This is a genomic window from Afipia massiliensis (genome assembly GCF_014203115.1).
Lineage (GTDB): Bacteria > Pseudomonadota > Alphaproteobacteria > Rhizobiales > Xanthobacteraceae > Afipia > Afipia massiliensis.
The window spans coordinates 415,925-434,176 of record NZ_JACHIJ010000003.1; the positions used below are offsets into that span (position 1 = coordinate 415,925).

Consider the following 18,252-nt stretch of genomic DNA (forward strand, 5'->3'; position numbering starts at 1 on the left):
CGAGAATCTGGCTTGGGCGGGCTCATCAAAGATAGGTACGACGAAGCGGCAGAACCAGCCGGTCGCAATACCTGGAATTCAAAGCGGGCTTCGGCGTGGCGGGCTCGGTTGTTTATTCTGTTTGCCCGCTGATGAAATCTCGGGACGCGCGTTCGGAAAGCCATGCTCTTGTGACCATTTGAACAGCTCTTCGAACACGGGGCGCAGCGCCAGGGCAGAGGGCGTTATCTCGTATTCGACGCGCGGCGGAATTTCAGGAAAAACCGTGCGTTTGACCAACCCATCGGCTTCGAGATCGCGCAGTTGCAGCGTCAGCATGTGCTGGGTGACCCCGGGGATTGCGCGGCGCAACTCGCCGAAGCGGTGCTTGCCCTGACCAAGCAGCCAGAGAATCTCGCCCTTCCACTTGCCTGTCAGCATTCCCAAGGCGCGGTGGAATTGGCTCACGGCCTCTTCACCGCTGCAAATTTCATCAGGATTTTCTGCATTAGTCTCAAATTTCATACTACACCAGAAAAAGCATCCTACTTGTCATTTTCATCTTAGTTCTGAATTTTGCCTGGCGAAAGCGATCAGTGCTCAATCCAGGGAAATTGATGATGTCGACGACGGATGTTCAAAGGCCGCCACGCTGGAAACCAGCCGCTTTATGGACCCTCAAGGGCCTGCTCGCGGCAGCGTTCCTGTCGGCGGGCGGGGCGAAAATCCTTGGCGTGCCGATGATGGTCGAGAACTTCCAGCAGATAGGGCTGGGACAATGGTTCCGCTATCTCACCGGGGTTCTGGAAATTGTCGGCGCGATCATGGTCCTGATGCCCCGTGTTGCCGCAATTGGAGGCCTGCTCCTGAGCTGCATCATGGTGGGGGCCATCGCAACGCATCTGCTTCTGATGGGCGGCTCGGCGGTCCCAGCGATCGTTCTTCTGGTCCTGAGCGCCATCGTCGTCTTCGCGCATCGCGATCAGATCGACAGCCTTTTCGATCGATACGACACATAACCGCTGCAAGGATGAAAACGATGCGGATCAATCGCCGACGATGGTTTGCCTTTGCCGGATACGGCCTTGCATTCGCGATGCCGCTCGCCGCGACATTGGCGGTCACCGCCGCGCCGAAAGAGCAGAAGGCTCCGCCACGCTCGCATCGCCTCGTTCTGCAAATCAACTCGGACGATCCGACGACGATGCGAGCGGTGATTTCGACCTCAGTTCACCTGACGAAGTACTACAAGGCGATCAACGAAGGATTCACGGTCGAGATCGTCGGCTATAACGCCGGGCTCCATATGTTTCGCGCCGATACCTCGCCGGTGCAGGACCTGCTGAAAGTTCTGCGAACCACCAATCCGGATATTCGCTTCGTCATTTGTGAAGCGACAAAGATGGGCATGGAGCGTAACGAAGGCCGTCCGCTGTCTTTCGTTGAAGGCACCACATCTGCGCCAAATGGGCCTGCCTATATGATCGGGCTGCAGGAAGCCGGATGGTCCTATATCCGCTCATAAGCCCGTATGGATCGAGATAGTAATATGACCGCGAGTGATGAAGCCGCCGATCGGGCGCGCCATGCAATTGCGCGGCGCGCCGTACTTGGCGGCATGCTCGGTACCGTCTCATCGGTCATGATGCCGTCCGGACATGCGCAGGCGCGAACAAGCGGGCCGCCGTCATTCGGAACGGCCCGCAGCCAGTTCACGCTTCTGGCCCCTGCGAAAATAGTGCCGTCCCTTCCGCTGACCCGGCTGAACGGCGCGACCGATAATTTTGCGGCGTTTCGGGGCAAGACCGTTCTTGTGAACTTCTGGGCGACATGGTGCGCGGCGTGCCGGGTCGAGTTGCCGATTCTCGATCGGTTACAGGAAACCATGGGCCAGAAGAATTTGAAGGTCGTCGCAATATCCCTCGATCGCAACGGCCGCCCGGCCGTCATGCCGTTCATGCAGAAGCTCAAGCTCCGGCATCTCGAAGTTTATCTCGATCCGGAGGGGCGCGTCGGGAGCGTTGGCAATGACAATGCTGCGGCCCCATTCCCGATTTACGGAATGCCGATTTCATATGTCGTTGGTCCCTCAGGGCGGATCGAAGGATATCTGACCGGAGAAGCCGACTGGCTGTCGGACGATGCCAGAAATCTTCTCAGCTATTATGCGAGTGCCATGGCTGGCTGATGTATGCCGTGCCGGACTGCGACTATGGCAGCTTGTCGTAGCCCTCGCCGATTCCCTTCAGGCTGAGCGGGAAGCCGATGCCTTCTTCGGGCGTCTCGAAAATGATGAAGGTCGCGGTCTTGGCGGTCTTGAGCTGGTTGAGCAGCGCGTCTTCCATCACGACTTCGGCAACGCAGCCATTGGGCAGGCAGCGCACGAAACCGGCCCGGCCCACGTCCTTGTCGTCGAGCTTGAGCCCGAGGCCGGACGGCAGCAGCACGCCCAGCGGCGCGACTACCCGCATCAGTTTGCTCTTCTGGTCAGCGGTCTTGAGGATAATGACGGTCAGGCCTGCGTTGGAGCGGTCTTCGGCCACCACACTCTGGATCAGGGCGCATTGTTCGGCCTGCGCACCGGCCGGGGTATCGCAGCGGATCTGCCAGTCGCCGTGGACCGATTTAACCGCGCCCTGCGCCCGTGCCGGAGCGGACGCTGCGAAAAGCGCCGCCGTCGCGACAATCGCGAGCCAGACCGGTGCCGTCGCGAGGCTGCGGATCGAGAAAGGTTGGTTTCGCACGCCCATCAGGCTCAATTCCTCGGCATAGATTCCGGCAATACGACGATTCCCGGAGGTTTCCCGCAGCGTCGTCTGCCTGATCGCTGGATTGACAGGGCAATGACGGCGTCTTGAGGGCAAGCCTTGTTTGGGCAAAGCCTACCGCCGGAATGCACCACCGCACAGCCGCGAATCGGGTTTTCGCCGCATATCTCGCCCGTGGGTACAACGGACAAACCAAGTGTCAAGCATCTCCCCCTGCCGGCCTCGGATTTTGGCCCATTTGCCAAGGGGATTCCGCCTGTGTGCCCGCCTTATTACGTGCATTGCGGTAGGCATGGAATTATGGTTTGAGAGGCTGGAAATTCGACGCGTTCTAACCTTTGGCCGACGGCCGAAATCGCGACCGCGACCGAAAAAGCAGGCTTTCACGCATCTTGCCGCCCGGCAGGATCGCTGGGGTGACAAGAGCAGGAGCGAGTGCGGCATGAAGATGTCGAAGGGCCAAAATGGCCGGCGAGTACTGGGCTTTGCGGTGGCTGCCACCGTGCTTGCCGCGGCAGGGGCAGCGTTCGCGGCGGGCGGGACCTTGGGTCAGCCGTCGCCTTGGGAAATCGCGCTCCAGCCGTCCGCATCGCCGGTGATGGATAACATCATCTGGTTCCACAATTTCCTGCTCTGGATCATCACCGCGATCACGGTCTTCGTCGCGATTTTGCTCGGCATCGTGGCGGTCAAGTTCAACGCCAAGAAGAACCCGGTCCCCTCCAAGACCACCCACAACACGCTGATCGAAGTGGTCTGGACCATCGTGCCGGTGCTGATCCTGGTCGGTATCGCCGTGCCGTCGTTCCGCCTGCTGTTCCAGCAGCTCGACATTCCGAAGGCCGACCTCACGATCAAGGCCACCGGCAAGCAGTGGTACTGGACCTACGCCTATCCCGATAACGGCAAGTTCGAGTTCGATTCGCTGATGGTCGCCGACAAGGCGCCGCGGCTGCTGGCGGTCGATAACGAGGTGGTCGTGCCGGTGAACAAGGTGATCCGGGTGCAGGTTACGGGCGCCGACGTCATTCACTCCTTTGCCATGCCTGCGTTTGGCGTGAAGATCGACGCGGTTCCGGGCCGTCTCAACGAGACCTGGTTCAAGGCGACCAAGGAAGGAATGTTCTACGGTCAGTGCTCCGAGCTTTGCGGCAAGGACCATGCCTACATGCCGATCGCGATTCGCGTTGTGAACGATCAGGAATTCACGGCCTGGGTCGAGACGGCGAAGAAGAAGTTTGCGAGCAACCCCGCGAATTCGTACGCGTCGATCGGGGCTGTTGCGCAGTAAGCGCATCGACGGACTAAGGGCGGAGAAGGGCGCGCGGCGCCCGCACCGCAAGGCTGACGGGACTAGCTGACGGCACTATGAGGCTTAAAGGATTTGAAAATGGCCACCTCCGCTGCAACACATGATCACGCTCATGACGACCATGCGCACGATCACCCGACCGGGTGGCGGCGTTACGTCTATTCGACGAACCATAAGGACATCGGCACGATGTACCTTATCTTCGCGATCGTTGCGGGCGTCATCGGCGGCGCGATGTCGATCGCGATCCGCATCGAGTTGATGTATCCGGGTGTCCAGCTGTTCACCCACGCGCACACCTACAACGTGTTCGTGACCTCTCACGGCCTGATCATGATCTTCTTCATGGTGATGCCTGCGATGATAGGCGGCTTCGGCAACTGGTTCGTGCCTTTGATGATCGGCGCGCCGGACATGGCGTTCCCGCGGATGAACAACGTTTCCTTCTGGCTGCTGCCTGCTTCGTTTGCGCTGCTCCTGATCTCGACCTTCGTCGAGGGTGAGCCGGGCGGCAACGGCGTCGGCGCTGGCTGGACCATGTACGCGCCGCTCTCGACCTCGGGTCACCCGGGTCCGGCGGTCGATTTCGCGATCCTGTCGCTGCACATCGCGGGCGCATCGTCGATTCTCGGCGCCATCAACTTCATCACCACGATCTTCAACATGCGCGCGCCGGGCATGACCCTGCACAAGATGCCGCTGTTCGTGTGGTCGATCCTCGTCACCGTGTTCCTGCTGCTGCTGTCGCTGCCGGTTCTGGCCGGCGCGATCACTATGCTGCTGACCGATCGCAACTTCGGCACCACGTTCTTCTCGGCGGAAGGCGGCGGCGATCCGGTGCTGTTCCAGCATCTGTTCTGGTTCTTCGGCCACCCCGAAGTGTACATCCTGATCCTGCCGGGCTTCGGCATGATTTCGCAGATCGTCTCGACCTTCTCGCGCAAGCCGGTGTTCGGCTATCTCGGCATGGCCTACGCGATGGTCGCCATCGGCGGCATCGGCTTCGTGGTCTGGGCGCACCACATGTACACGGTGGGCATGTCGTCGGCGACGCAGGCCTATTTCGTCGCGGCGACCATGGTCATCGCGGTGCCGACCGGCGTGAAGATCTTCTCGTGGATCGCCACCATGTGGGGCGGTTCGATCGAGTTCAAGGCGCCGATGGTATGGGCGATGGGCTTCATCTTCCTGTTCACGCTGGGCGGCGTGACCGGCGTGGTGCTCGCAAATGCCGGCGTCGACCGCGTTCTCCAGGATACGTACTACGTCGTCGCGCACTTCCACTACGTGCTGTCGCTCGGCGCCGTGTTCGCGATCTTCGCGGGCTGGTACTACTGGTTCCCGAAGATGTTCGGCTACATGTACAGCGAAGGCATCGCCAAGCTGCACTTCTGGGTCACCTTCATCGGCGTGAACCTGATCTTCTTCCCGCAGCATTTCCTCGGCCTGTCGGGCATGCCGCGCCGCTACATCGATTATCCGGATGCCTTCGCCGGATGGAATCTGGTGTCGTCGATCGGCTCCTACATCTCCGCGTTCGGTGTGCTGATCTTCATCTACGGCGTGATCCAGGCTTTCGTCCGCAAGGAACAGGCTGCGGACAATCCGTGGGGCGCCGGTGCAACCACGCTGGAATGGACGCTGTCGTCGCCGCCGCCGTTCCATCAGTTCGAAGTTCTGCCGCGCGTTCAGTAATCCCGCGGCTAAGACAATGCATCCGCCGCGGCTCAGCGGCCACGGCGGATGAAACGTTCAGGAAGTGAGTTCAGATCTTGTCGATTGTCGACCATCACGCGATCGATCTGTCGCCTCGTATCTCCGAGGCGAGCGTCGCCGACTATATCGCGCTGCTGAAGCCGCGCGTGATGTCGCTGGTGGTGTTCACCGCGCTGGTCGGACTCGTGATCGCGCCGGGCCATTTTCATCCGGTGCTGGCCGTCACGTCGATCCTGTGCATCGCAGTCGGTGCGGGCGCGTCCGGTGCTCTGAACATGTGGTACGATGCTGACATCGATGCGTTGATGTCGCGCACCGCGAACCGTCCGGTTCCTCGCGGGCGCATCCTGCCCGGTGAGGCGCTGGCCTTCGGTCTGACGCTGTCGTTCTTCTCCGTGATGACGCTCGGCATTCTGGTGAACTGGCTCGCCGGTGGGCTGCTCGCTTTCACCATCTTCTTCTACGTGATCATCTACACGATGTGGCTGAAGCGCTGGACCGCGCAGAACATCGTGATTGGCGGCGCTGCGGGCGCTCTGCCGCCTGTTGTGGCCTGGGCCGCAGCCACCGGCTCGCTGTCGCCTGAGCCGCTCCTGCTGTTCCTGATCATCTTCCTGTGGACGCCGCCGCACTTCTGGGCGCTGGCGCTGTTCCGCACCGACGATTACCAGCGCGCCAACGTGCCGATGCTGCCGAACGTCGCCGGTCCCGATGCGACGCGGCTGCAGATCCTGCTCTATACGATCCTGCTGGTGGCGGTCGCGGCGTCGCCCTGGCCGCTGGGGTACTTCTCCGCGATCTACGGCGTGACGTCGCTGGCACTCGGCGCGGGCATGCTCTGGTATGCCGTTCGCGTCTACCGCTATCGCACCGGCAGCGCTGCGCTGCGCGCCACGCGCGGTCTGTTCAAATTCTCGATCCTGTATCTGTTTGCATTGTTCTTAGTGTTGCTGGCCGAAGTCGTGGTGTCCGCAGTCGTGCGGATGTGGTCATGATTGCGGGCATCGTCATGGACAGCAAGAAACCACCGCAGGGCATCGTTCTCACGCCGGAGCAGAAAAAGCGCCAGCGCGAGCGGTCCATCGCCATAGCGCTGGCGCTGGGTGTGCTCGTGCTGCTGTTTTTTGCGGTGACCATGGTGAAGGGCCCCATCGTCCTTCATCGGCCGCTGTGAACGGAGGCGATGCGCACGACATGACGCAACAGTCCACCAGCAAGGCAAAGCCGCGTAGCAACCGCGATATTATGGTCGCGTCGATCTGCGGGTTCGTCGTCGCATTCATGGTCGGCGCATCCTACGCCGCGGTGCCGTTCTATGACTGGTTCTGCCGCATGACCGGATTCAACGGCACCACGCAGGTCGCGACTTCCGTGCCCGAAAAGTCACTGGAACGCCGCATCGCCGTGCGCTTCGATTCCAACGTCAGCGGCGGCTTGCCCTGGAAATTCGAGGCCGAGCAGACCGAGATCAACGTCAAGATCGGTGAGGTCGTGACCGTCTATTACACCGTCACCAACCAGGCCGCGCGTACGACCACGGGCGTCGCTGCCTACAATGTCGCGCCCCTGACGGTCGGCGCGTTCTTCCAGAAGATCAATTGCTTCTGCTTCACCGAGCAGTCGTTCGGTCCCGGCGAGAAGCGTGAGATGGCGGTGGTGTTCTATGTCGATCCGGCGCTCGCCGCCGATCGCGAATACGACGACCTCAACACCATCACCCTGTCTTACACCTTCTACCCTGTGAAAGATCCCGCACCGAAGCCGCTTGCGGCGACGGCGCCGGACAAGCGCAAGGGCAATCTTTGATCTTTCGACTATAACGACGACACGCGCCGGATCGCACCGGCATCACGGAGAGACCACATGGCAACGGGCCAAGCCAAACACCACGATTATCATCTCGTCGATCCGAGCCCGTGGCCGGTCGTCGGCTCCATCTCGGCCTTCATCATGGCCGTGGGTGCTGTCGCATGGATGCACAAGATGTTCGCCGGCGCGCCAATCGTGTTCGGCGTTGGCACCATCGGCGTGCTCTACACCATGGCAAGCTGGTGGGCCGACGTGATCCGCGAGGCACAGTACAAGGGCGATCACACCCGCGTCGTGCAGCTGCATCACCGCTACGGCATGATCCTGTTCATCGCCTCCGAAGTGATGTTCTTCGTGGCGTGGTTCTGGGCCTATTTCAACGCCGCGCTGTTCCCGGCCGATCCGGTTCACGTCACCCGTGAGGCACTGTTCGGCGGCGTGTGGCCGCCGAAGGGCATCGAAACCTTCGATCCCTGGCATCTGCCGCTGCTCAACACGCTGATCCTGCTCACCTCCGGCACCACGGTGACCTGGGCGCATCACGCGCTGCTCGAGGGCGACCGCAAGGGCCTGAAGTGGGGACTGATCCTCACCGTCGTTCTCGGCGCGCTGTTCACCTGCGTGCAGGCCTATGAGTATGGCCATGCGGCATTCAGCTTCGCGGGCAACGTCTACGGCGCGACCTTCTTCATGGCCACGGGCTTCCATGGCTTCCACGTGCTGGTCGGCACCATCTTCCTGCTGGTGTGCCTGCTGCGCGCCTATGCAGGGCACTTCACGCCGCAACAGCACCTCGGCTTCGAGTTCGCCGCCTGGTACTGGCACTTCGTCGACGTGGTGTGGCTGTTCCTGTTCATTGCCATCTATGTCTGGGGACATGGTGCATCGACCATGGCGGGCGCGCACTGATCTCGCGCCGGTTTCATCGATCAGGGCGGCCTTCGGGCCGCCCTTTTTCGTGAAGTGCTTTGCTCTTGCGGGGGCGGGGCAGCGGGCGTAGCGAAGGCCGATGAGAACAACGCCATGACCGATACTCCCGTGTCCACGAGCGTGTCACAGGCGGCGCTGCGCGGTCTCGGCTGCAGGTGCCCGCGCTGCGGCGAGGGCAAGCTCTATGCGGGATTCCTCACGCTGCGCCCGCGTTGCGATGTCTGCGGCCTCGACTATGCCTTCATCGATGCAGGCGATGGGCCGGCCGTGTTCATCATCATGATCGCGGGATTTATCGTGGTTGGCTCGGCGCTCATTGTTGAAATCAAGTATCAGCCGCCGTTCTGGGTGCATGCGGCGCTGTGGGGACCGTTGATTCTGGCGACCACCTTGCTGCCGCTGCGGTCGATGAAGGCGCTGCTGATCGCCTTGCAGTATCACCACAAGGCCGCTGAAGGTCAGTTGATCGAACGTAAACCGAAATGAACCAGCTCAATACAATTCCATCCACGCGTCAGCGCGGCGTTTTCGGTCTTGCCGTGATCGCACTGATCATGGTGTCGGTGCTCGCCAGTCTCGGCGTCTGGCAGCTTCGCCGCAAGGACGAGAAACATGCGCTTATCGCAGCTCTGACCGAGCGGCTTGCCAAGGCGCCTGTTGCGTTGCCGCCGGCAGCCTCCTGGCCGACACTGTTGCCCGCCCATGACGAATTTTCGCGCGTCAGGTTCAGTGCGACATTCGAGGCGAAGCCCGATGCCATGGTCTATAGCTCCGGCTCTGCGGTGCGCGACGATATTACCGGGCCGGGGACATGGGCGTTCATGCCGGCTCGACTGGCGGATGGACGCAGCGTCGTTATCAATGCAGGCTTCGTGCAGAACACGATGCAGGATCGTGCGCAGCAAGACCGCGCGGTGACGCGGCTCGTCACCGGCGCGCCGGTTGAACTGACCGGCTATCTGCGTTTTCCGGAGGAGCCCGGCACATTCACGCCGAAGGAAGATAGCGGCAAGCGGCTGTGGTTCGTGCGCGATCATCAATCGATGGCGCAGGTGCTCGGGTGGGGAGAGGTCGCGCCGTTCTATGTCGATCTCGAATCGCCGCAGCCCGCCTCGGGGACCCCGAAGCCGGGCCCGCTGCATGTGCAGCTCAAGGACAACCACTTGCAATACGCCATCACCTGGTTCGGTCTGGCGCTCGTGGTGGCGGCGGCCTTCGGTTTCTGGGTCGCAGGCCAGCGCCGGGCTTGATCCAGCCCGGTTTGGATTCTTGTGAAGCCGGTTCGCAGCCGATATGGTGCGTTTCGATTTCACCGTGGGTGAAGTTTATAATCAAACATTATCAAAGGCTTGCGTCGGGCTTGAGCCTTTGGAGGATCGCTTGACGAGCTATATTTCGACACGGGGCGAAGCGCCCCGGCTTGGGTTCTGTGACGTGATGCTGACCGGGCTGGCCCGCGACGGGGGCCTGTATGTGCCCGAGGTCTGGCCGCAGCTCAGCGCTGAGACCATTGCCGGGTTTTTCGGCCGGCCTTATTGGGAGGTCGCGGTTGAAGTGATCCGCCCCTTCGTCGCGGACGAGATTTCGGAGGCCGATCTTGGCCGCATGGCGGTAGAAGCCTACGCCACGTTCCGTCATCCGGCGGTGGTGCCGCTCAGCCAGATAGGCCCGCACCAGTTCGTGCTCGAACTGTTTCACGGCCCGACGCTCGCGTTCAAGGACGTCGCAATGCAGCTGCTGTCGCGGCTGATGGATCATGTGCTGGCAAAGCGCGGCCAGCGCACCACCATCGTGGTTGCGACCTCGGGCGACACCGGCGGCGCCGCGGTCGATGCGTTTGCCGGCCGCGACTATGCCGACCTCATTGTGCTGTTTCCCAACGGGCGCATTTCCGATGTGCAGCGGCGGATGATGACCACCAGCGGCGCCGCCAATGTCCACGCGCTGGCGATCGAAGGCAACTTCGACGACTGCCAGGGAATCGTGAAAGGCCTGTTCAATCACCACAAGTTCCGCGATTCCGTATCGCTGTCCGGGGTGAACTCGATCAACTGGGCACGTATCGTTGCGCAGGTGGTCTATTACTTCACCTCTGCCGTTGCCTTGGGCGCGCCCGCACGCGAAGTCGACTTCACCGTGCCGACCGGAAACTTCGGAGATATCTTCGCAGGCTATGTCGCCAAGCGCATGGGCCTTCCGGTCCGGCGGTTGCGCATCGCCGCCAACGTCAATGACATTCTGGCGCGCACGCTCAAGACCGGCATCTACGAGGTAAAGCAGGTCCACGCCACGACATCGCCATCGATGGACATCCAGATCTCGTCGAACTTCGAGCGGCTGCTGTTCGAGGCCACTGGCCGCGACAGCGCCGTGATCCGCGCGCTGATGGCGTCATTGGCGCAGTCGGGTCGTTTCGTGCTGAGCGATGCGGTGCTTAAACAGGTCCGCGAAGATTTCGACGCGGGCCGCGCCGACGAAACCGAAACCAGCGCTGCGATCCGCGCCGCATGGCGCGAGGCGGGCGAACTGGTCGATCCGCACACCGCGGTGGCGCTCGCTGTCGCCGATCAGGACAAGCCGGTCTCGACCGTTCCTAACATCGTGCTCTCGACAGCTCATGCCGCGAAGTTCCCCGATGCCGTCGAGGCGGCGTGCGGGGTTCGTCCGCCGCTGCCGGCGTGGCTCGACGGCCTGATGACAAAGTCCGAACACGTCAAGGTCATGAAGAACGATCAGACCGAGGTCGAGCGGTTCATTCTCTCGGTGAGCAGGGCCGCGAAGCAGGGAGTCGCCGGATGAGCGTTGAAATCACCAAGCTGGCTTCCGGACTGACGGTGGTCACCGATACGATGGCGCATCTGGAAACTGCGGCGCTCGGCGTATGGACCGGCGTCGGCGGCCGCGACGAGAAGGCGGACGAGCACGGCATGTCTCATCTTCTGGAACATATGGCCTTCAAGGGCACCACGAAGCGGACCTCGCGGCAGATCGCCGAGGAAATCGAGGCGGTCGGCGGCGATCTCAATGCCGCGACCAGCAACGAATCCACCGCTTATTATGCGCGCGTGCTGAAGGCCGATGTGCCGCTGGCGCTCGACGTGCTGTCGGACATTCTCGCCAATCCCTCGTTCGATGCCGAGGAGCTGGAGCGCGAGAAAGGCGTGATCGAGCAGGAAATCGGCGCGGCGCAGGATACGCCGGACGACGTGATCTTCGAGCATCTCAGCGAGTTGTGTTATCCGGATCAGCCGCTGGGCCGTTCGCTGCTCGGAACGCCGCAGACGCTTGCCAGTTTCAACCGCGACAATCTGCACAACTACCTGACCACGCATTATCGCGGCCCCGAAATGGTCGTCGCCGCCGCTGGCGCAGTCGATCACAAGCACGTTGTCGCCGAGGTGGAGCAGCGCTTTGCTAGCTTCGCCGGCACGCCGGGGCCGAAGCCGGTGCCCGCGATGTTCGGCAAGGGCGGCTCGCGCGTCATTCGCCGCGATCTCGAACAGGCGCATCTGACGCTGGCGCTCGAAGGTGTGCCGCAATCGGATCTGTCGCTGTTCAGCGTACAGGTCTTCTCCAACATTCTGGGCGGCGGCATGTCATCGCGGCTGTTCCAGGAAGTCCGCGAGAAGCGCGGGCTTTGCTATTCGATCTACACATTCCACGCCGCCTATTCCGACACCGGATTTTTCGGACTTTACACCGGGACGGATCCGGCCGATGCGCCGGAGATGGTGGAAGTCATCGTCGACGAAATGAACAATGCCGTCGAGACGCTGACCGAAAAGGAGATCGCCCGCTCCAAGGCGCAGATGAAGGCTGGCCTCCTGATGGGAATGGAAAGCTGCAGCGCTCGCGCCGAGCAGATGGCGCGGCATATCCTGGCCTACGGACGTCCGCTGACGGTGGACGAGCTGGTGGCGCGGATCGATGCGGTCAGCGTGGAATCGACCCGCAATGCCGCGCGCGCCTTGCTGAGCCGCAGCCGTCCGGCGGTGGTGGCGCTGGGCGAGGGGCGTGGGCTCGATCCCGCCGTAAGCCTGGCGGAAGGTCTGGCGCGCCCGAAGGCCAGGGCGCTGCTGCACTGACGCAGAACGCCGCATGTGACAACGTGAGCAGCGATCCCGCCGACAACGATTCTCGCTCCTTGCGTTTTCTGCGCATCCTCTTCCTCGCCCTGGGATTTGTCTTCGTTGCGCTCGGCTTTGTCGGTGCGTTCCTTCCGGTGCTGCCGACAACGCCTTTCCTGATCCTGGCGGCGGCGTGCTTCGCGCGGTCTTCTCCGCGGTTCGAGGCCTGGCTTTTGGAGCATGAGCGTTTCGGACCGACCTTGCGCGCGTGGCGTTCGCGCGGCGCTATTCCGCGCAATGCGAAGCTGGCCGCGCTCGGCGGCATGATCATCGGCTTCACCCTGTTCCAGCTTGCCAGCGATCCCGGCCTGCCGCTCACGCTTGCCGTCGCCGCGCTGATGCTGACGGGCCTTGCTTATGTATTTTCAAGACCGTCGTAGCGCTCGATCGGATCGCTTGCCGGATCGGAATGACCGGCAGATTATGGTAGAATAGGTATGTGGGTGCATCGCCTGCATCCGGATAGGGAAGAAGGGTTTCGGCATGGCCCTGTTTCGCTTGCCCACGACGACGGCTCCGGCGCTCGCCCCGCGCGGACACGGACTTCTGTTGCGCGCACCGCAAATGCCCGACTATCCGCAGTGGAGCGAGCTGCGCGAGATCAGCCGGACGTTTCTCACGCCATGGGAGCCGATCTGGCCATCCGATGACCTGACCCGCTCGGGATTCCGCCGCCGGCTGCGGCGCTACGCCGAGGATATCGCCGAGGACCGGGCCTATCCCTTCCTGGTGATTCGCGAGGACGACGGAGCGCTGGTGGGCGGGGTCACGCTTGCCAATGTGCGGCGCGGGATCGTGCAGGCGGGGACCCTTGGATACTGGATCGGCCAACCGCATGCGGGCAAAGGCTATATGACCGCGGCGCTCCGGGTGCTGCTGCCGACGCTGTTCGGCGAGCTCAACCTGCACCGTGTCGAGGCCGCCTGCATCCCGACCAATCAATCCTCGATCCGGGTTCTCGAGAAATGCGGCTTTGCCCGCGAAGGGCTGGCGCGGCGTTACCTCTGCATCAACGGGGTCTGGCAGGACCACTGTCTGTATGGCCTGCTGGATGAGGATTTCCGCGGTTAACCAGCGCACCTGAGCCCGGCCTTGCGCCTTTGGTTCGCCGTCATTGCCCTGCTATAAGGCCGTCTCGTGTGGTGGTTCTCAAGTCCGCATCATTTCTACAGCGCGCTCGGTTGCGGACTTGCGAACCAAAACCACACGACAATTATAATTTCTAGTGTCCTTTTGAATCCGAAGTTCGCTACGAAAGTGCTGAAAAATGAAGCGAACTTCGGATTCAGGACACTAGGTTCCTTTCCGATCTTTTGGCCAACTGGAAGCAATGATGGCGGATGGCAGGCGTTTGAAGCGCGCAGCGATGGCTGCGCTGGCCGTGGCAGCGAATACGGCCCTGTCGGGCTGCGGCAGCATGTCCGGCGGATCGTCCGGCAGTCCATCGACCAGTTCGTCGATCGGCAGCAAGTTCAGCCAGCTGTTCGGTTCGAATTCGCAGGAAGCCAGCACATCCTCCAGTCCGTCAACGCAGGCGACGCAGAACAGCGATCTCACGTGCCCCAGCGTCGCGATCCGCTTCGGGGCGTCCACGCTCGCGGTCGGTGTGCCCGGCAAGCCTGCTTCCGGTAACGATCTGCGCTATCAGGGATCGATCACCCGCACCGCGCGCGACTGCAATTTGCAGAACGGTCAGGTGACGGTGCGAATCGGCATTCTGGGCCGGATCATCACCGGGCCGGCGGGCGCGCCGCCGACGGTCGATGTGCCGATGCGCGTCGCCGTCGTACAGGAAGGTGCACCGGAGAAGGTCATCGTCACCAAGGCGTTCCGGACGACGGTGGCGATGGAAGGCGAAAACACCGAGTTCAGCATCGTGGCCGAGGATATCGTCTATCCGGCGCCGACCGAAGCCGCCAACGACAAGTACATCTTCTATGTCGGGTTCGATCCAGCTGCACTAAAGCCGGAGCCTGCGCGCAAGCGGAAGAAATAACGAGCCACATGATCTGACAGCAAAAAGCCGGCCTCGAATCAACGGGGCCGGCTTTTTGATCGTGTGTGAGATATCAGTTCAGCTTGCTGCGAACGTCCTGGATGCCCTTGGCGATCAGGCCGTCGGCGACCGAGCCCTTGACCGACTGCGTCATGATCGAGGACGCGGCGGTCACGGCAGCTTCCGCAGCGGCCGCGCGGACGTCGGCAATCGCCTGGCTTTCGGCCTGGGCGATCTTGCTTTCCGCGGTCTTGGTGCGGCGGGCGACGAACTCTTCCATCTTCGTCTTGGCTTCGGCCGCGATGCGCTCGGCCTCGGCCTTGGCGCTGGTGATGATCTCCTGCGCTTCACGCTCGGCGCTGGCGCGACGGGCACGATACTCGGCGACCAGTTTCACAGCCTCTTCCTTGAGGCGACGGGCGTCGTCGAGTTCTTTCTTGATGCGATCGCGGCGAGTATCGAGCGCCTGCAGGATGGTGCGGTGAACGCCAAAATAGCCGAACACACCCATCAGGAGGACGAAAGCGACGGCGACCCAGAATTCTGCTTGGAACATCGTCGTTATCCCTTCAAGGACGCATCGACGGCGCTATCGACTGTTTTGCTGTCGGGCGCAACGCCGGTGAGACGCTGGACGATAGCCGTTGCCGCGTCCGATGCGATCGAGCGGACATTGCCCATCGCGGTTGCGCGCGTTGAGGCAATGGTCTTTTCGGCATCGGCCAGTTTGGCTGCGAGGCTGGTCTCCAGCGCCTTGCGGTCGCTTTCGGCCTGCGCGTTCAGCTTGTCGCGTGTCTCGGATCCGATGGCCTGAGCCCGCGCCCGCGCATCGGCAAGCTCGGTTTCATAAGCCTTCAGAGCCTGATCGGACTCGTCTTTCAGCTTCTGCGCCTCGGCGAGATCGTTTTCGATCACGCCTTCGCGGTTCGAGATAATGCCGCCGACGCGCGGAAGCGCGAACTTCGACACAATGAAGTAAAGCAACGCAAAGGCGATCGCGAACGACACCAGCTGCGAGGCAAACGTCTCCTTCTGGAAAGGCGGGAAACCCGCCTTGCCATGTCCGTCTGCCGCGGTGTGGGCGGTCGTGCCCTTTGCAGTGCCCTGACCCGTCGCCATGAGCGTCTCCTGTTGGCGTCAGCCGCGGTGCGTTAACGGCCCCGCGGCGTACGCATCATCTGAAATCAGACGGCGAACAGCAGCAGCAGCGCGACGAGCAGCGAGAAGATGCCGAGCGCTTCCGTCACGGCGAAGCCGAAAATCAGGTTAGCGAACTGGCCCTGCGAGGCCGACGGGTTGCGAAGCGCGCCGTTGAGGAACTGGCTGAAGATCATGCCGACGCCGATACCTGCGCCGCCCATGCCGAGACAAGCGATGCCGGCGCCGATGTACTTTGCTGCAACTGGATCCATGGTGAAACTCCTTCTTGGGATGTTGGTATTAGTGGATGAGTGAAATCCGGTCAGTGTCTGAAGTCAGTGTCCGGGATGAAGTGCGTCGTTGAGGTAGATGCAGGTCAGGATGGTGAAAACGTAGGCCTGCAGGAAAGCCACGAGAATTTCGAGGCCGGTGAGCGCGGTCGTCATCGCCAGCGGCAATATCGAACCGAAGATGCCCACAGCGCCGAGCGCGCTCAGCGACGTTACGAATCCCGCAAACACCTTGAGGGTGATGTGACCTGCCAGCATGTTCGCGAACAGACGCACGGAGTGGGACACCGGCCGCGACAGGAACGAGATCACCTCGATCACCATGATGAGCGGCAGGATATAAAGCGGAATGCCACTGGGCACGAACAGCTTGAAGAATTTGAAGCCGTTCTTGTAGAGGCCGTAGAGCAGCACGGTCAGGAACACCATCAGCGCCAGCGCCAGCGTGACGATGAGGTGGCTGGTCACGGTGAAGGTGTAGGGAATGATGCCGATCATGTTCGCGGTCAGGATGAACATGAACAGCGAGAACACGAAGGGGAAGAACTTCATGCCTTCGTCGCCGACGCTTTCTCTCAGCGTGTTTCCGACGAATTCATAAGACAGTTCCGCGACCGACTGGAAACGGGTGGGGACCAGGTGGCGTCCGGCGCTGCCGCCGATCATCAGCAATGAGACGACTGCAACCGCGCCGAACATGTAGGCCGATGAGTTGGTGAACGCGATCTCCTGTCCGCCGATGTGGCCCAGCGAGAAGATCTTGTGGATCTCAAATTGATGGATCGGATCGGCCATCCACGTTCGTCTTTCATCTTTGCCGGCGCGCCGGACAGTAACACCCGCCAGCGAACTGGCTTGAAATTCAATGCGATTCCCAGGACCGGTCGCGGGACCTTGTCAGGAGCGATCGGACGCGTCGCGGTTTGCGACGCCGGCTGCCCGCATCACGTTGATCACGCCGGCGGTGAAGCCAAGCAGAAAAAACACGATCAGACCCCAGGGGGAAGTCGACAACAGACGGTCGATGCCCCAGCCAATGACCGCTCCGACAATGACACCTGCAATCAATTCGGAGGAGAGGCGAAACCCCCGGGCCATCGCAGATGCGTTGGCGGAGGCAGCCCCGCTTCCTGACTGATCTGTCTGGTTCGTGCGGTCTTTCCGGACTTTGGAAAGCCGATGATTCAGACGGTCGAGCCTTGCGGAGAGCGCAGCTTCGTCGGCAGGCGGTTTGTCTCGTTCCCCCTCGCCGCGACCGTTGTTGTGCGTGCCGTTCGCCATTGCTGTCGACACCCACCCCCGTCGCGCGATTTCAGAGAAAAACGCCCCGCCACCCACGGAAACCGCGCGGACCATACTGACGGCATACGGGCAAGTCAAGATTGCCTGATTGACAGGTATCACATTGAAATAATTTATGAAATCGAAGAAAAAATCCAACCGCTGCGCGCACTCGCCGCACTGCGATAATCGTGACACACAATGTCGCGCCTCCTGCTGCGGTTTGGCATGGTTGTGATATCACCGGAACATCCTGAAATCGTGCAGCCGGAGGACCGATGGCGCGCCAGATTGACTACTATTTTTCCATCCAGTCGCCATGGGCTTACATCGGCCATGCCTTGTTTCAGGACCTCGCGGCCGCGCATCAGTTGAAGGTCAACTACAAGCCGGTCGTCCTCGTCGATCTGTTCTCCGAGACCGGCGGGTTGCCGCTGGCGAAGCGGCATCCGGCGCGGCAGCGCTACCGCTTCATGGAGATGCAGCGCTGGCGCGAGAAGCGTGGGCTGAATTTCCACATCCAGCCGAAGCACTGGCCGTTCAATGTGCGGCTTGCGGATGGCGCCGTGATCGCTGCGATGGCGGCGGGATTGAACCCCGAACCGTTTCTGCGCCGCGCCTTCATCGGCGTCTGGGAGCAGCAGCTCGATCTTGCCGATGCGGCCACTGTCGCGCGGCTGGCCGACGAGGCGGGACTGCCGGGCGCCAGCATCGTGGCGCACGCGGCGTCGAACGAAGTCGGCGCGGTTTACGACCAGAACCGTCAGGATGCGATTGAGGCCGGTGTGTTCGGCTCGCCGGCCTGGGTTCTCGATGGCGAGGTTTTCTGGGGGCAGGACCGGATCGAATTGCTTGCGGATGCGTTGAAATCCGGTCGCAAGGCCTACACCTCTAACGTCTGAGA

General features: G+C 61.7%; 24 protein-coding genes. 17 read left to right on the forward strand and 7 right to left on the reverse strand.

What is annotated here, in order from left to right:
• Positions 1-78: 78 nt before the first annotated feature.
• Entirely contained in the window at positions 79-420 is a 342-nt protein-coding gene (locus HNQ36_RS11525) for a winged helix-turn-helix transcriptional regulator (RefSeq protein ID WP_246395375.1), read from the reverse strand.
• Positions 421-599: 179 nt separating this feature from the next.
• Between HNQ36_RS11525 and HNQ36_RS11530 the strand changes: the two genes are divergently transcribed.
• From HNQ36_RS11530 to HNQ36_RS11540, 3 genes are read left to right on the forward strand one after another with little or no spacing between them, the layout of a single operon-like run.
• Positions 600-998, forward strand: a complete 399-nt coding sequence (locus HNQ36_RS11530; RefSeq protein ID WP_184085078.1) for a DoxX family protein — start codon at positions 600-602, stop codon at positions 996-998.
• 20 nt (positions 999-1,018) lie between these two features.
• Complete coding sequence (locus HNQ36_RS11535) at positions 1,019-1,504, forward strand: DsrE family protein (RefSeq protein WP_246395355.1); 486 nt, start codon at positions 1,019-1,021, stop codon at positions 1,502-1,504.
• 24 nt (positions 1,505-1,528) lie between these two features.
• On the forward strand, positions 1,529-2,167 hold the full coding sequence (locus HNQ36_RS11540; RefSeq protein WP_184085084.1) for a TlpA family protein disulfide reductase: 639 nt from the start codon (positions 1,529-1,531) through the stop codon (positions 2,165-2,167).
• A gap of 22 nt (positions 2,168-2,189) precedes the next feature.
• On the opposite strand, the gene HNQ36_RS11545 is transcribed toward HNQ36_RS11540, so the two are convergent.
• On the reverse strand, positions 2,190-2,729 hold the full coding sequence (locus HNQ36_RS11545) for an invasion associated locus B family protein (protein WP_184085935.1): 540 nt from the start codon (positions 2,727-2,729) through the stop codon (positions 2,190-2,192).
• A gap of 460 nt (positions 2,730-3,189) precedes the next feature.
• Here HNQ36_RS11545 and coxB point away from each other — a divergent pair, with 460 nt between their 5' ends.
• The 13 genes from coxB to HNQ36_RS11610 all read left to right on the forward strand — a co-directional run bounded on the left by coxB (position 3,190) and on the right by HNQ36_RS11610 (position 14,637).
• The gene (coxB, locus tag HNQ36_RS11550; RefSeq protein WP_184085086.1) at positions 3,190-4,038 is read left to right on the forward strand and encodes a cytochrome c oxidase subunit II; all 849 of its coding nucleotides are present in this window, start codon (positions 3,190-3,192) and stop codon (positions 4,036-4,038) included.
• Positions 4,039-4,137: 99 nt separating this feature from the next.
• A complete protein-coding gene (ctaD, locus tag HNQ36_RS11555; RefSeq protein WP_184085089.1) occupies positions 4,138-5,754 on the forward strand; it encodes a cytochrome c oxidase subunit I in 1,617 nt (538 codons plus the stop codon).
• A 77-nt stretch (positions 5,755-5,831) separates the two neighbouring features.
• Positions 5,832-6,770, forward strand: a complete 939-nt coding sequence (locus HNQ36_RS11560) for a heme o synthase (protein ID WP_184085092.1) — start codon at positions 5,832-5,834, stop codon at positions 6,768-6,770.
• On the forward strand, positions 6,767-6,949 hold the full coding sequence (locus tag HNQ36_RS11565) for a CoxF protein (protein ID WP_184085094.1): 183 nt from the start codon (positions 6,767-6,769) through the stop codon (positions 6,947-6,949). The genes HNQ36_RS11560 and HNQ36_RS11565 overlap by 4 nt, the downstream gene beginning before the upstream one ends.
• A gap of 20 nt (positions 6,950-6,969) precedes the next feature.
• On the forward strand, positions 6,970-7,581 hold the full coding sequence (locus tag HNQ36_RS11570; RefSeq protein WP_184085097.1) for a cytochrome c oxidase assembly protein: 612 nt from the start codon (positions 6,970-6,972) through the stop codon (positions 7,579-7,581).
• A gap of 57 nt (positions 7,582-7,638) precedes the next feature.
• On the forward strand, positions 7,639-8,493 hold the full coding sequence (locus HNQ36_RS11575) for a cytochrome c oxidase subunit 3 (protein WP_184085101.1): 855 nt from the start codon (positions 7,639-7,641) through the stop codon (positions 8,491-8,493).
• A 114-nt stretch (positions 8,494-8,607) separates the two neighbouring features.
• Positions 8,608-9,000: a DUF983 domain-containing protein gene (locus HNQ36_RS11580; protein WP_184085104.1), complete on the forward strand. Its 393-nt coding sequence runs from the start codon at positions 8,608-8,610 to the stop codon at positions 8,998-9,000.
• Complete coding sequence (locus tag HNQ36_RS11585; RefSeq protein WP_184085108.1) at positions 8,997-9,764, forward strand: SURF1 family protein; 768 nt, start codon at positions 8,997-8,999, stop codon at positions 9,762-9,764. The genes HNQ36_RS11580 and HNQ36_RS11585 overlap by 4 nt, the downstream gene beginning before the upstream one ends.
• A 130-nt stretch (positions 9,765-9,894) precedes the next feature.
• Positions 9,895-11,313, forward strand: coding sequence for a threonine synthase (thrC, locus tag HNQ36_RS11590; RefSeq protein WP_184085111.1), 1,419 nt, complete (start codon positions 9,895-9,897; stop codon positions 11,311-11,313).
• Complete coding sequence (locus tag HNQ36_RS11595; protein ID WP_184085114.1) at positions 11,310-12,599, forward strand: M16 family metallopeptidase; 1,290 nt, start codon at positions 11,310-11,312, stop codon at positions 12,597-12,599. The genes thrC and HNQ36_RS11595 overlap by 4 nt, the downstream gene beginning before the upstream one ends.
• 23 nt (positions 12,600-12,622) lie before the next feature.
• Positions 12,623-13,021: a YbaN family protein gene (locus tag HNQ36_RS11600; RefSeq protein ID WP_347339958.1), complete on the forward strand. Its 399-nt coding sequence runs from the start codon at positions 12,623-12,625 to the stop codon at positions 13,019-13,021.
• A 103-nt stretch (positions 13,022-13,124) separates the two neighbouring features.
• Entirely contained in the window at positions 13,125-13,712 is a 588-nt protein-coding gene (locus HNQ36_RS11605) for a GNAT family N-acetyltransferase (RefSeq protein ID WP_046828467.1), read from the forward strand.
• 262 nt (positions 13,713-13,974) lie between these two features.
• Positions 13,975-14,637 (forward strand): hypothetical protein, encoded by a 663-nt coding sequence (locus HNQ36_RS11610; protein ID WP_184085117.1) that lies wholly within the window; start codon positions 13,975-13,977, stop codon positions 14,635-14,637.
• 73 nt (positions 14,638-14,710) lie between these two features.
• Here HNQ36_RS11610 and HNQ36_RS11615 read toward each other — a convergent pair whose 3' ends face one another.
• The 5 genes from HNQ36_RS11615 to HNQ36_RS11635 form a co-directional block, all read right to left on the reverse strand.
• Positions 14,711-15,193, reverse strand: a complete 483-nt coding sequence (locus HNQ36_RS11615) for a F0F1 ATP synthase subunit B family protein (RefSeq protein WP_046828468.1) — start codon at positions 15,191-15,193, stop codon at positions 14,711-14,713.
• 5 nt (positions 15,194-15,198) lie between these two features.
• On the reverse strand, positions 15,199-15,756 hold the full coding sequence (locus HNQ36_RS11620; RefSeq protein WP_184085120.1) for a F0F1 ATP synthase subunit B family protein: 558 nt from the start codon (positions 15,754-15,756) through the stop codon (positions 15,199-15,201).
• A gap of 65 nt (positions 15,757-15,821) precedes the next feature.
• On the reverse strand, positions 15,822-16,049 hold the full coding sequence (locus HNQ36_RS11625) for a F0F1 ATP synthase subunit C (RefSeq protein WP_019195259.1): 228 nt from the start codon (positions 16,047-16,049) through the stop codon (positions 15,822-15,824).
• A gap of 63 nt (positions 16,050-16,112) precedes the next feature.
• Entirely contained in the window at positions 16,113-16,862 is a 750-nt protein-coding gene (locus HNQ36_RS11630) for a F0F1 ATP synthase subunit A (RefSeq protein ID WP_046828470.1), read from the reverse strand.
• Between the two features lie 102 nt (positions 16,863-16,964).
• Complete coding sequence (locus HNQ36_RS11635) at positions 16,965-17,348, reverse strand: AtpZ/AtpI family protein (RefSeq protein WP_184085939.1); 384 nt, start codon at positions 17,346-17,348, stop codon at positions 16,965-16,967.
• Positions 17,349-17,626: 278 nt separating this feature from the next.
• Between HNQ36_RS11635 and HNQ36_RS11640 the strand changes: the two genes are divergently transcribed.
• The gene (locus tag HNQ36_RS11640) at positions 17,627-18,250 is read left to right on the forward strand and encodes a 2-hydroxychromene-2-carboxylate isomerase (protein WP_046828472.1); all 624 of its coding nucleotides are present in this window, start codon (positions 17,627-17,629) and stop codon (positions 18,248-18,250) included.
• Positions 18,251-18,252 lie beyond the last annotated feature (2 nt).